The organism is Caballeronia glebae (assembly GCF_001545035.1).
GTDB lineage: Bacteria > Pseudomonadota > Gammaproteobacteria > Burkholderiales > Burkholderiaceae > Caballeronia > Caballeronia glebae.
Window position 1 is genome coordinate 35,023 of record NZ_FCOJ02000057.1, and the last position, 13,218, is coordinate 48,240.

Genomic DNA, 13,218 nt, shown 5'->3' on the forward strand with positions numbered 1-13,218 from the left:
AGATCCCCGGGAGCGAGCGTAACCGCTCGCGATGATTTCGATAACAGCTTCGACCACGGAAGGCTTGCTGAAAATCGCATCGAGCAAAACACGCAAACCGCATCCAGATGCGGGTTTTGCGTTTTCCATTCGCCCATTACGGCGCAACCTTAGAGTATATCAGAGTTTGCTGCGACGCAGCAGCCTAATTCAAAAAAGTTTCCCTGCGCGCCTTTTGAGCCGCGTTTGTCTGATGCTTGCCAGTCCAGGCTCGCAGTGAGTACGTGCTCACGAACTCAAGCCCGGTAAATGGCGAAAATCCGTCGACGCCGCCGCACGCGATGCCGCCTGCAAAAGCGAAGTCAATGGGGACACATCGGACCGGGCTTCAGACGATGGCCGCGCCGTTCCGCTCGCTTTCGTAGATGGGGTGCCACCGGCTGTCTTCAAGCGGAGAAGCGCTTTCAGATCGCTGAGGTGCGCTTCGGATTTGCGCTTGATCACGGATGGTAGTGTCCCGATTCGTTGAGAGGAACCGGAATGGGCATCACAGGCATCGACAGCGTTTTCCGACACGATGTGCCCTGCTTCGAGCGCAGCGACGAAGTCTTTCGCCCATGCCCCGGCATGTACGCGTGGTTGCGTCTCCTCACGATGATGAATGACGATGGACCGGGCGTCGTCCGATACGCGGTACCGACGCAAACCATCGCGGCTAACAAAAGATTGACCCGCGAGACCCACGACGGCCGCGTCGGTGCGCGCTGAATCGGTGCGCTCGACTTGTTCCTGCAGTTGAGCTTCGCGCTGAGTTCGGGCGCGATACGCGAAATCGACCGGGGCCCGCAGAAGCGTGCGGAGGTAGCTTATCGGATGCGTTGCACGTCGCAACGGAGCCCAGCTGGCTTCCACGACATCGGACAGAAGCTTGCCGTGAGTCTTCGCTTCGCGCATGAGCTTGAAAATCAGAAATTCACGAAATCCCAGCGGCAAGAGGCGTTGGAGGTCCGCGGGGAGGCGTCCTGGTTGTCTCTTTTGAGTATTAGGGATTAGATCCTTATATATAGCACCGTCTGCCACGGTGACAGACGGACGGGCGTACGAAAACGCGGCTTCGGTGCTGAGCGCGTTCTCCCGTTGCTGTGCAGACTCGTTCTCGGCCTCGTTCGCTGGCTCAACGAGGCCGAGCAGCGCGGCCGCCTTCTGGGTCAGATGGATGTAGGCGCGACCAAACAAGCCCGCAGCACCGTAACGTGTCTGAGGCGGGCGCGTGATGAACCCGGCGCCTTCGAGGTCGTCCATACTCCGATAGAAGGTGCGCATGGATTGCTGAGCGCGTCCGGTGAGTAATTCGCGCCGCGCGAAAATCGGTGCGAAAGGACGAGATGCGTCGACGGTACGCGCTAAAGCCGCGAACAATGCGCGTGCGCGTGCGGGAAGGGCTGACGTATGGGTCGCACGATGCGCGGCCCGAAAAATCACCCATGGCAGATTCGATCGATCGCAAGCGTATTCATCGAGAGCTTGCCGATCGGCAGTCGCCGGAGGGAAATCGTAAGTTTTTGGGCGAGAAACAACCTCGCCTGCAACGGAATGTTGCGCGATATGCATGTCAAATACGTCCATTTCGGAAAATGGAAGACAAACGCTTGACTGCAGATCGCGTTCCGCTAAACTTCGAGTGCGTACTCGTGACCCGATTGGCGTCGGGAAGCGGACCGGGCGATAAGCAGTTAAGCCCGATATTCAAAAGCCTTCGGTTGGCGCCGAAGGCTTTTGTCTTTGTGAAGCTTGTTCGTTACATAGCATCCTCTACGGTGCCGATGCAGCAAGTCATTGATTTACAAGGAAGGTCTACTAGGCTCAATCAACGTCAGCTTTGGCGAATTTGCTAAGTAGTTGATTTAAAACGAAACTCTAGTAGAACTTCAGTCCTGTTCCGATTCGCTCAGCGTTTTGTTGATGAAATCGGCAATCCGCTGTCCCCACTGCTCTGCGTCGCTCGCGTCTTTCTCAAAGAAACGAACTCCGACCACACCGTTTCTGGTGGAGACTTCACAGACCTTCCTGCGTCCCGACCGAACTACGGTTGCACTCGGGGCGGCCGCGCGTGGCTTTTCCGCTACGAACGCGACTGCCTTGTCTTGCGTGAAGCTATCGTCCTCAACCAGCCGCCGAATCGCTTCGACTACCTTTTCCGATTTTCCTGCTTCCGTCAGCGCCGCGAGCTTCTGCGCTGCGTTGCTGCCGAGTCGCTCGGGCTTTTCAGCGAGCGCGACTTTGGCAGCCTCCGGCAGCGCGTCGAACGAAAAAATTCGCGTGACGTGACTTCTGCTCAGACCCGCGCTTTCGGAAATCTCCGTGCGCGAAAGGCCACTCAGTTCCTGCAATCGCTTGAAGTTCCAATACTTCTCGAAGTCCGTAAGCGATGGGGACAGCAGATTCGAAAAGAACGCTGCGAACTCGATTTCACCTTCTTCGATCGACGCAACGTTTGCGCGAATCGTCGGCCGACCGAGCTCCCGGTATGCGGCGACCCGGTTATGGCCCGCGATAATCTCGTAACGAGCGTCCGGCAACGCGCGCACCAAAATTGGCGTGGCGAGTGCGTGCTGGGCGAGGTTGTTCTTCAGTTCCTGAAACTGCTCGGTTGTGAGCTTGCGCCGACGCCCGCGCACTTCGATAAGAGCATGGAGCGGCACTTCCAGCGCCGCCTGCTCTTCGAGTTGCGACTCGAGTTCCTTGATTCGTGTCTGTGCCGTGTTGATGCGATGCTGGGCATCCATCAAGCGGCCCGGCGATGTACGCGGTTCAGTGTTGACCGGCCGCGGCTGCGCCGCGTCCGTCGGCTTGCTGCCGATGTTCGCTGTCTTGGCGAGGAGTCTGTCCCCGATGCCCATTTATTCCTCCGTCTGATTCCACGCCCGCGCGAACTGCGCGTCGAGGTGCTCGGCGAGCCGGTCGAGCGGCTCTTTGAATCGGTTGTATGCGGCTGTGCTGCCGTCCGGCTTCGACAGGTCGTAGACTGTCGAAAGTTGCGCCGACGCGCCCTTCGGAACCGTCGATTCGGGAATCTCGAAAGGCAGCACGCGATCTCCATAGGCTTTCTTAAGCCAACCGCGCACGACGCGCGACACATCATCGGACTTGGCTTTGGTCAAGATCACGTTGACAAAATCGAAGCGCTTCTGTTCGAGCACGCCCGGCAACTTCTTGGCGATATCCGCGAAGAGGTGCCAGAACTGTGTCGAGCTTGCGAAGTCGAGCGCCTCGGGCGGGCAGGGCAGCAAAATCGCATCCGACGCGAGCAGCGCGTTGATGGTCAAATAGCTGAGCGCCGGAGGCGTATCAATCACGATCGCGTCGTATTCGTCCGTGAGCGGCATCAGGCCCTTGCGAACGATTTCCCAGAACTCGAAGGTGCTGTCGTTCAGCACCTTGGCAGGAATCTCGAACTCGGCGTCGAAAAGAGACGACGACGCCGGGATGAGGTCCAGGTTATGCCAGTAGGTTTCCTGTACGGCGTAGTGCAGCGTTTGCTGGTCGCCGTAGATGAGCGGAAGAAGGGTCTGATCGTCCGAGATTTCCGCGTCCGGCGCCCATCCGCATAACTGCGTCGTCGTGCCTTGCGGATCACAGTCGATGACCAGCACTCTGCGGCCGAGCAGCGTCAAGGCCTGCGCGGCTGAGACGGCGGTCGTCGTCTTGGCGACGCCACCTTTGAAGTTCGCGACTGTCACGATCCTGCCGCGTTTTCCTTCCGGCCGGCGCGGGCGTTCTTTCGTCGCCCGGATCCATGTGAGCGCTTCCTGGAGCGTGAATTCCTTGCTGCGACCCGCGCCCTTGGACGTGCCCGCAGGCAGGTCGCCCTTGGTGGTCAAGTACTGGAACCGTTGCTTGTCGACGCCGCAGAGGGAAGCGACCTGCGCGCTCGTGAATGTCGGCGCGCTCTTGCGCGGATACGGCTCCAACATCGCATCGCGGATCTGATTGAGAATGTCAGTGGCTTGGGCCGCCACCCCCAAGAGCGTTTCGATCGAAACGGATTGATCGACTTCGGGAAGCCGAGCGCTTAGCATGGAATTCGCAGTCACTGGCGGGCCTGGGTAAGCAAATAATTCTTCGGTTTGTGGAAAACAAGTTGCAAACCGAAGAATAAACGGCGAACCGGTAAACCTCAAGTAAACTCTGAAGTACTTGAGCGCCCGCAGCGGACATTTTTACAACGTCGTCCGCGCGTGTAAACGCGAAATTAAGACGAATCTCGGGATTTCCGTGTTAACGAGGCGCCGCGAATCAGTGCTTCGATGCCGAGAAATCGGCCAGCGTCTTCATTTTTTAGGTAAACGGCGGTGGTTGCGAGATCGGCATGGCCGAGTCCGGCGCCGACTTCACGCAGGTCGGCACCGTGTCCGATTGCGTGCGTCGAGTGGGTGTGACGCAGCCAGTGCGTGCTCGCGCGTGTCAAATGCCGTCCGCCGCCTGGCGCGCGAGATTCCGAGAGCGCGGCCGCATTAAAAAAGATTGTCTTGAAGATCTTTCCGAGCCCATCGGGCGTCAGTGCTTGTCCGCCGCGCGCCTGAGCCAGAACCGGCGTTCCTTCTGCGCAATCCAGCGGATTCGGCAGTCCGCGCAATTTCAGGTTTTCCGTCAACGTCTCGACGACGATCGGCGGTAAAAGCACCGAGCGCGGCGCGCCGCGGCCTCCATCGACGGCAAGACGCCACACCACGCCCTCAACGCCGGATAGACGTCCCGCACTGAGCGCGTCGGTGGTTGCGGTCGCGAGCTCGGCGCGACGCAAACCCGTGGCGTAAGCGAGAAGCAGCGCCAATTTGTCGCGGTGCTCGGCGAACGAGTATTCCGTCCGCTCGACCGATTCCAGCACGCATTTCCACTGCCCCGCGTCGAGCGAGCGGGTCGCCGATTCAAATATGGGCGGCCTCGCGACGCGCGCGAAGCCCGCAAAAGGATTGACCATCAGATAACGCTGGCCGACGAGCCACTCGCACATCGCGCTCAATATGGAGCGCGCCGTCTCGCGGCTGCGGTCGGACAAGGGGCCGGCAAACGGACGCCAGTCGCCGAAACACCGCTCGCCGCGATGCCTGGCGACCCAACGCGCCGCCGGCTGCGGATCGGCTAAAAACGCTCCGATGTAGTCGGCGCATTCGTCGGCATCGAGGGACGAAATCGGCTTGCCTTTCTCGATCAGAGCCCAAAGCAGCAGCCGTTCCGCTTCCCGCCGATAAGCACGCCGCGTGTGCTGGCTGTTCGAACGGGCGTCGAGCCAGGCTGAGATCGCGCGGATATCGGTGTCGAACTGCGGCCTAGCAACCGCCCGATTTGACCCTTTTGACCCGTCGAGCGCTGGCGGGACGCGCAGCGTTTCAAGCGGCGAGATCACGACGGCGTCGCGTTCATCGACTTCCGGAGCCGGCTTCGACGGAATATCGCCCGAGCGCCACTGCCGCCGCGGCACCAGCGCGACGGGCGACAGCGTGTGCCGAAGCGCCTGAGCGTGGAGTTGCAGCCAGTCGACCACGCGTTGCGCGCCTTTCGGACCGAGCCGGGGCACGGCCGAGTACCACCGATTCCGCCGCCGCTCGATCAGTCCGATGACGTCCGCGAGCGTCGAAAGTCCGGCCGCCGTCAGTCGCGCGGCGACGGCAGACTCGAACCAGCCGTCGATGGGATGATCCGGACTCGGATCCTGCGCAAGCGACGCCTCCATGCGCGCGAGCGCATCCGCTTGCCGCCGCCGCAATCGCGCATTGCGCGCGGCGCGGCGATCGACGGCGGGCGAGGCGTCGGGCGGATAGGCCTCCTCGTAGAGCGCCAGCAATTCGGACTCGCTGTAGACGCCATCCGGATCGATTCTTTCGCGGAAGTCGTCGAGCGGCGGGGCGGCCGTGGCCGGCGGCTCGAAGAGGGGAATGCTGCCTGGCCGAAGCCGCAGCAAGTGCGCGGCTTCCGTATCGCGGGCGCGTCGGGCGAGAACCGAGAGCGTATCGCGCAGCGCGTCGATCAGCCGCCGGGTCGTGCGCACGTCGGTGCTGGCATCGCCATACGAAGCATGCAACTGCGCCTCCGACACGCCGTCGAGATAACCGCGATACAGCGCGAAGTGCTGCCGCGTAAGACGGCTCGGCGCACGCAAGCGGACTGTCTCCACCGCGCTTTCTGCCAAACGTCCTCCGGAGCGTGCCGTTTGGGTAGCCATTTATCCTTATTTTTCAGTAGTTTGGGCCGAGGTTATCAACCAGCTTCGAATTTGACAAGGAAAATCGCTACATCTGATAAGTCGGATTATCAGATGCTGGGCCGCTCCGAACGTGTGTGAGCGGTACTCCGCTGACGCGCTTGAATGTTCATCCGCCGCGGCGCATATTTCCACCACGCCCACAGCAGGTATCCGCAGGAGAAACGAGCCGATGCTTGATCCTGTACGCCCCGCTTCGACACCGCCCGAGCAGGACGACGCGTTCCGCCCGAGCCTCCCGGAGGTGTACGCGTCGGTTCACGTGCCGGAAGGCGGCCGATGGATTCGGCGCTTTCTCGCGTTCGCCGGTCCGGGGTTCATGATATCCGTCGGCTATATGGACCCGGGCAACTGGGCGACCGACATCACCGGCGGTTCGCGCTTCGGCTACACCTTGCTCACCGTCATTTTATTGTCGAACCTGATGGCGATTCTGCTGCAGGCGCTCGCAGTCCGCCTGGGCGTCGCGACCGGGCGCGATCTCGCGCAAGCCTGCCGCGATCATTATCCGAAGCCGGTGAATTTCGCGCTGTGGCTCGTGTGCGAGACCGCGATCGTCGCGTGCGATCTGGCCGAAGTGATCGGCACCGCCATCGCGCTGCAACTGCTCTTCGGCATTCCGTTGATCGCGGGCGCGCTCCTGACCGCGCTCGACGCATTCCTCTTACTGCTGCTGATCAACAAAGGCTTTCGGCTGCTGGAAGCGTTCGTCATCGCGCTTCTGGTCGTGATCGCGAGTTGTTTCGCGTTGCAGATCGCGGCCGCCGCGCCGCCGCTCGCCGATGTCCTGCGCGGTTTCGTGCCGTCGCCGCGCATCGTCGCCGACCGCGAAATGCTGTACGTCGCGATCGGCATCATCGGCGCGACGGTCATGCCGCACAATCTGTATCTGCATTCGTCGATCGTGCAGACGCGCGCATACGGCAAATCCGTCGCGGCCCGGCGCAGCGCGATTCGCTGGGCGACGATCGACAGCACCATCGCGCTGACGCTCGCGCTTTTCATCAACGCGGCGATCCTGATCGTCGCGGCCGCCGTGTTCCACGCGAACGGTCACGATGAAGTCGCGGAAATCGGCGATGCGTTCCACCTCCTCTCGCCGTTGCTCGGCCTGAGCATCGCATCGACGCTCTTCGCGGTTGCGCTGCTCGCGTCGGGGCTGAATTCGACCGTTACCGCGACGCTCGCCGGCCAGATCGTAATGGAAGGCTTTCTGCGGCTACGGATTCCGAACTGGGCGCGGCGCCTCATCACGCGCGGGATCGCCATCGTTCCCGTGGTCGTGGTCACGGCGATCTACGGCGAGAAGGGCACCGGCCAGTTGCTCGTGCTGAGCCAGGTCATTCTGTCGATGCAACTGCCATTCGCCGTGATTCCGCTGGTGCTTTTCGTGTCGGACCGCCGGAAAATGGGCGTCTTCGCGATTTCGCGCTGGACGAGCGCGCTGTCGTGGCTGGTGGCGGCCGTGATCGTCGTGCTCAACGTGAAGCTGCTTGCCGACACGCTGTTGTCGTAGGCGCGTCGCGCGCGCAAAACATTCCCTCTATATATATACGGAGACGCAGACCATGAGCGGTCGCTTCATCGACATTACGCTTCGCGACGGCACGACGCTTCCCGCTTACGTCACGCAGCCCGCGAAGGGTTCGGGTCCGGGCATCGTGTTGCTGCACGACGCGGCCGGCCTCGACGACTTCGTGAAGCGCTCGGCCGATCTGTACGCCGAGGAAGGGTATGTCGTGCTCGCGCCGCAACTTCCCGAGCTCGATCCGAAGCCGGGCGGCATCGCCGCGGAAAATTTCGCGGCGCTCGTCGATGCTCTGCGCGCGTTGCCGCAGCACGCCGGCAAAGTGAGCGTGATCGGTTACGGGCGCGGCGGCCGATTCGCGACGCGCATCGCCGCGCAGGCCGATGTCGATTGCGCCGCCTGTTACTACGCCGACGACTTTAGCGCCTGCCTCGCCGATATTCCGACGATCCGCTGCCCGATGGTCTTCCACTTCCCCGAGCACGGCGCGCCCGATGCACGCGAAGTCGAGGCGGCGTTCGCGGGCAGACCGTACATCGAACGCTACGTTTATCCGGGCGTGTCGGCGGGCTTTATCGTGGCGGATCGCGAGCACTATGACAAACCCGCCGCGCTGATGGCGTACTCGCGCACGCTTTCCATGCTGCGCAAGGTGCTCGGCCCGCACTTCGATCTGAACCATCTCTGGGAGCAGCACTGCTACTTCGAGTTCGGTGCGCGCGATGTCGACGCCGTGATGCCGACGATGGTCGACGAGCCTTACGTGAATCACGTACCGACGATGACGGGCGGCGTCGGTCACGATCAATTGAAGCGCTTCTACCGATATCACTTCGTCCACTCGAATCCCGCCGACACGAAGCTGATTCCGGTGTCGCGCACGATCGGCGCGGACCGCGTCGTCGACGAATTCGTGTTCTGCGCGACGCACAGTTGCGAAATCGACTGGCTGCTGCCCGGTCTCGCGCCGACGGGAAAATACTTCGAGGTCCCGATGCTCGCTGTGATCCGCTTTCGCGGCGACAAACTCTACAACGAGCATATCTACTGGGATCAGGCTTCGGTGCTGGTCCAGATCGGCGTGCTGAACCCCGAGGGCTTGCCGGTCGCCGGCCGGAGAACGGCCGAGAAGCTGATCGACGAAACGCTGCCGAGCAACGCGTTGATGCCGAACTGGGCATCGAGCGAGGGCAAGCCTATATAACGCGGCAGCGTTACCAATCCCGGCACGCTGCGGATAAACAGCAGCGTCGAGTGCGGGTTCGACAACGCGTACCGCGATGACCGAAGCGGCGAGGCGTTGCATACTATCGTCACGACAAGAAAAGACCAGGAGACAAGCATGACCGACGTGGCCGGCGAAAACCGCGCGCCCCGATGTCCTTTCCATGACGAAACACGCGCGCCGAACGGCTGTCCTGTCAGCGCGGGCGCGGCCGGGTTCGATCCCTTCGGCGACGGCTATCAGCAAGACCCGCCCGAATACGTGCGCTGGGCGCGCGAGCGCGAACCGGTGTTCTTCAGCCCGAAACTCGGTTACTGGGTCGTCACGCGCTACGACGACATCAAGGCGATCTTCCGCGACAACATCACGTTCAGCCCGTCGATCGCGCTCGAAAAGATCACGCCGACCGGCCCCGAAGCGAACGCGGTGCTCGCGTCTTACGGCTTTGCGCTCAACCGCACGCTCGTCAACGAGGACGAGCCCGCGCACATGCCGCGCCGTCGCGCGCTGATGGACCCGTTCACGCCTGACGCGCTCGCCCATCACGAACCGATGGTGCGTGCGCTCGCGCGCGAGTACGTCGATCGCTTCATCGACGACGGCCGCGCCGATCTCGTCGATCAGATGCTGTGGGAAGTGCCGCTCACCGTCGCGCTGCATTTTCTCGGCGTGCCCGAAGAAGACATGGACACGTTGCGCCGCTATTCGATCGCGCACACGGTCAACACATGGGGACGGCCGAAGCCCGAGGAGCAGGTCGAAGTCGCGCACGCGGTCGGCAAGTTCTGGCAATACGCGGGCAAGGTGCTCGACAAGATGCGCGAGGACCCGTCCGGTCCCGGCTGGATGCAATACGGCATCCGCAAGCAGAAGGAATTGCCCGACGTCGTTACGGATTCCTATCTGCATTCGATGATGATGGCGGGCATCGTCGCCGCGCACGAGACGACGGCCAACGCGACCGCGAACGCGATGAAGCTGCTGCTTCAACATCCCGATGCATGGCGTGATATCTGCGACGACCCGAGCCTGATTCCGAACGCGGTCGAAGAGTGTCTGCGGCATAACGGATCGGTCGCGGCATGGCGGCGGCTGGCGACGAAAGACGTGACGATCGGCGGCGTCGAGATTGCGGCGGGCTCGAAGCTTCTGATCGTCACGTCGTCGGCGAATCACGATCAACATCAGTTCGCCGACGCCGATCTCTTCGACATCCGCCGCGAAAACGCCAGCGATCAACTGACCTTCGGCTACGGCGCGCATCAGTGCATGGGCAAAAATCTCGCGCGCATGGAGATGCAGGTGTTTCTCGACGAGCTCACGCGCCGCCTGCCGCATATGCGGCTCGCCGCGCAGCGCTTCACGTATGTGCCGAACACGTCGTTTCGCGGGCCGGAGCATCTTCACATCGAATGGGACCCGGCGATGAATCCCGAACGCGCCGATCCGGCGGTGCGCGAGCCGCGCGCGGTCGTGCGTATCGGCGAGCCTTCCTCGCATGCGGTGAACCGCGCGGTGATCGTCGAGTCGGTGAAGGCGTGCGCGGATCGCATCGCGCGCGTGCGGCTGGTATCGGCGAACGGGCGCGATCTGCCGCGCTGGACGGCGGGCTCGCATATCGACGTCGTATGCGGCGAGACCGGCATCTCGCGCCAGTATTCGCTGTGCGGCGATCCCGACGACGCGCGCGCGTTCGAAATCGCGGTGTTGCGCGAGACGCAGAGCCGCGGCGGCTCGGCGTGGGTGCATGAGAATGAGAACGTGAAGCCCGGCGCGCACTGGCGCATCCGCGGCCCGCGCAATCATTTTCGGCTCGACGAGACCGCGAAAAAGCTCGTGCTGATCGCGGGCGGCATCGGCATCACGCCGATCAGCGCAATGGCGCGGCGCGCGCGTGCGCTCGGCATCGACTACGAAGTGCACTACAGCGGACGCTCGCGCGCGTCAATGGCCTTGCTCGACGAGATGCGCGCGCTGCACGGCGAACGCCTGCGCGCGTACATCTCGGAAGAAGGCGCGCGCAACGATTTCGCCGCGCTCGCCGTGGACGAGGACACGCTCGTCTACGCGTGCGGCCCGGCGCGCATGCTCGAAGCGCTCGGCGACGCGAGCGCGTCCTGGCCCGAAGACGCGCTGAGGATCGAGCATTTCGAATCGAAACTCGGCACGCTCGATCCGGAAAAGGAGCGCGCGTTCGAAGTCGAACTGAAGGATTCGGGCCTCGTGCTGACCGTCCCGGCCGATCAGACGCTGCTCACGACACTTCGGCGCGCGAACGTCGATGTGCAGAGCGACTGCGAAGAAGGTCTGTGTGGATCATGCGAGGTGCGCGTGCTCGACGGCGATATCGATCATCGCGACGTGGTGCTGACTAAAGCCGAACGCCAGTCGAACAACCGCATGATGACGTGCTGTTCGCGCGCGAAGGGCGAAAGGCTCGTCTTGGCGCTTTGACGGTTTGCCGGAATCCGGGCGGCTTGCGCAGCCGCTCGAAGTGATTACTTCCTCGCCGACGGATGACAAAATGTCGCGCAATAACCAACCGATTAACTGCTCATATTTTCATCACGCCGTCATATATATCCAAATCGAGAAGCGGATAAAGATTGAATGGTTATACCCAGTGGTTAATTCGAATATAAGGTCTAACTTCGCAAAGGCGTCTTGGACGAACGTTTGGTAGCGGCGGCCGTTGGCTGAAATAACGAACGACCTGCGTCTGTATTACGTGGTTACCCGGAATCCGCGAAATCGATCGAGCTGACGCGCAATTTTCGTCGTCATATAGGATGATTATTGAACGTGCGTTCGAGTAAAACTGCGATATTCGGCATGATGAGCATGCGAATTTTTACTGGTTTTAGGGTTTATACCTACTAATATGAAATTTTTTACGCATATTTTGCGTTTAAAATTGTTACTGATTTGGTGCGTCGCACAAGCGCACACAACCGAATAACTTCCTATAGACCTTGCTGCACGACGGCGCGAAAGTTCGCGCGGTGGAATCACGCGCGCACGATTCACGCGGCAAGGCGAAGAGAAGGCCGGTGCTGAACCTGAGAGATTTTATTAAAGGCCCATATAAATGGACCAAGCAATTGGCTACACGTTTGCCGTATCCCGTTCGGGATTATCCAGGCGGAACGAACCTCGTCTTTCGGGCGAAGTCATCCCGTAGTCGGCGCGACGCCCTTTGAAAGTCGCTCTCTCACGCATCGGACGGTCGGACATCGCTCCGCAATCGACGTTGCGCATCAATCGCCCGGGTTCGTACCGAACTCAACGAATCCATTCGGAATGGATGTGTTTCCGTATCGCGTGAGTGCCATCGCAAACGGAAAGTCCGTTCATGCTTTCGCTGTTTCACGAGGAAAAGAAAATGACTGACGTAGTGATCGTATCCGCCGCGCGTACGGCGGTAGGCAAGTTCGGCGGCTCGCTCGCGAAGATCGCGGCGCCGGAACTGGGCGCGACGGTGATCAGGGCCGTGCTGGAGCGCGCAGGCGTGAAGCCGGATCAGATAAGCGAAGTGATTTTGGGCCAGGTATTGGCCGCTGGCTCGGGCCAGAATCCGGCGCGCCAATCGCTCATCAAGGCGGGTTTGCCCGCCATGGTTCCCGGCATGACGATCAATAAGGTTTGCGGTTCGGGCCTGAAGGCGGTGATGCTGGCGGCGAACGCGATTATCGCGGGCGACGCGGAGATCGTCATCGCGGGCGGCCAGGAAAACATGAGCGCGGCGCCGCATGTGCTGCCGGGCTCGCGCGACGGTTTTCGCATGGGCGACGCGAAGCTGATCGACACGATGATCGTCGATGGCCTGTGGGACGTTTATAACAACTACCACATGGGCACGACGGCGGAAAACGTCGCGAAGGAATTCGGCATCACGCGCGAGCAGCAGGACGCGTTCGCGGCGCTGTCGCAAAACAAGGCGGAAGCCGCGCAGAAGGCCGGCCGCTTCAACGACGAAATCGTGCCGGTCGCGATTCCGCAACGCAAGGGCGAGCCGCTGCAGTTCAACACCGACGAATTCGTGCGTCACGGCGTGACGGCCGATGCGCTCGCGGGGCTGAAGCCCGCGTTCTCGAAGGAAGGCACGGTGACGGCGGCGAACGCATCGGGCCTCAACGACGGCGCGGCGGCGGTCGTGGTGATGTCGGCGAAGAAGGCCGAAGCGCTGGGGCTCACGCCGCTCGCGCGCATCAAGGCATACGCGAA

The 13,218-nt window shown here is 61.6% G+C and carries 9 protein-coding genes; 5 read left to right on the top strand and 4 right to left on the bottom strand.

Annotated elements, in window-relative coordinates; translation table 11 throughout:
• Positions 1–267: 267 nt before the first annotated feature.
• The 4 genes from AWB82_RS29050 to AWB82_RS29065 form a co-directional block, all read right to left on the bottom strand.
• On the bottom strand, positions 268–1,590 hold the full coding sequence (locus AWB82_RS29050) for a replication protein O (protein ID WP_235023482.1): 1,323 nt from the start codon (positions 1,588–1,590) through the stop codon (positions 268–270).
• Positions 1,591–1,907: 317 nt separating this feature from the next.
• On the bottom strand, positions 1,908–2,879 hold the full coding sequence (locus tag AWB82_RS29055; protein WP_086972774.1) for a ParB/RepB/Spo0J family partition protein: 972 nt from the start codon (positions 2,877–2,879) through the stop codon (positions 1,908–1,910).
• The gene (locus AWB82_RS29060) at positions 2,880–4,058 is read right to left on the bottom strand and encodes a ParA family protein (RefSeq protein ID WP_086972775.1); all 1,179 of its coding nucleotides are present in this window, start codon (positions 4,056–4,058) and stop codon (positions 2,880–2,882) included. It abuts the gene before it with no gap.
• 173 nt (positions 4,059–4,231) lie between these two features.
• Positions 4,232–5,713, bottom strand: a complete 1,482-nt coding sequence (locus AWB82_RS29065; protein WP_235023483.1) for a phage integrase family protein — start codon at positions 5,711–5,713, stop codon at positions 4,232–4,234.
• 18 nt (positions 5,714–5,731) lie between these two features.
• Between AWB82_RS29065 and AWB82_RS38565 the strand changes: the two genes are divergently transcribed.
• The 5 genes from AWB82_RS38565 to AWB82_RS29085 all read left to right on the top strand — a co-directional run.
• Positions 5,732–6,322 (top strand): hypothetical protein, encoded by a 591-nt coding sequence (locus tag AWB82_RS38565; RefSeq protein ID WP_235023484.1) that lies wholly within the window; start codon positions 5,732–5,734, stop codon positions 6,320–6,322.
• Positions 6,323–6,413: 91 nt separating this feature from the next.
• Complete coding sequence (locus AWB82_RS29070) at positions 6,414–7,757, top strand: Nramp family divalent metal transporter (RefSeq protein ID WP_086972777.1); 1,344 nt, start codon at positions 6,414–6,416, stop codon at positions 7,755–7,757.
• Positions 7,758–7,809: 52 nt separating this feature from the next.
• Positions 7,810–8,973: a dienelactone hydrolase family protein gene (locus AWB82_RS29075; protein ID WP_086972778.1), complete on the top strand. Its 1,164-nt coding sequence runs from the start codon at positions 7,810–7,812 to the stop codon at positions 8,971–8,973.
• Positions 8,974–9,111: 138 nt separating this feature from the next.
• Positions 9,112–11,448, top strand: coding sequence for a cytochrome P450/oxidoreductase (locus AWB82_RS29080; protein WP_086972779.1), 2,337 nt, complete (start codon positions 9,112–9,114; stop codon positions 11,446–11,448).
• A 928-nt stretch (positions 11,449–12,376) separates the two neighbouring features.
• The coding region (locus tag AWB82_RS29085) for an acetyl-CoA C-acyltransferase (RefSeq protein WP_086972786.1) at positions 12,377–13,218 on the top strand (842 nt) is incomplete at its 3' end.

Coding starts and splice junctions, on each gene's coding strand:
- AWB82_RS29070 (WP_086972777.1), top strand. CDS start 6,414: ATGCTTGATCCTGTACGCCCCGCTTCGACACCGCCCGAGCAGGACGAC.
- AWB82_RS29075 (WP_086972778.1), top strand. CDS start 7,810: ATGAGCGGTCGCTTCATCGACATTACGCTTCGCGACGGCACGACGCTT.
- AWB82_RS29055 (WP_086972774.1), bottom strand. CDS start 2,879: ATGGGCATCGGGGACAGACTCCTCGCCAAGACAGCGAACATCGGCAGC.
- AWB82_RS29050 (WP_235023482.1), bottom strand. CDS start 1,590: ATGCATATCGCGCAACATTCCGTTGCAGGCGAGGTTGTTTCTCGCCCA.
- AWB82_RS29065 (WP_235023483.1), bottom strand. CDS start 5,713: ATGGAGGCGTCGCTTGCGCAGGATCCGAGTCCGGATCATCCCATCGAC.
- AWB82_RS29080 (WP_086972779.1), top strand. CDS start 9,112: ATGACCGACGTGGCCGGCGAAAACCGCGCGCCCCGATGTCCTTTCCAT.
- AWB82_RS29060 (WP_086972775.1), bottom strand. CDS start 4,058: ATGCTAAGCGCTCGGCTTCCCGAAGTCGATCAATCCGTTTCGATCGAA.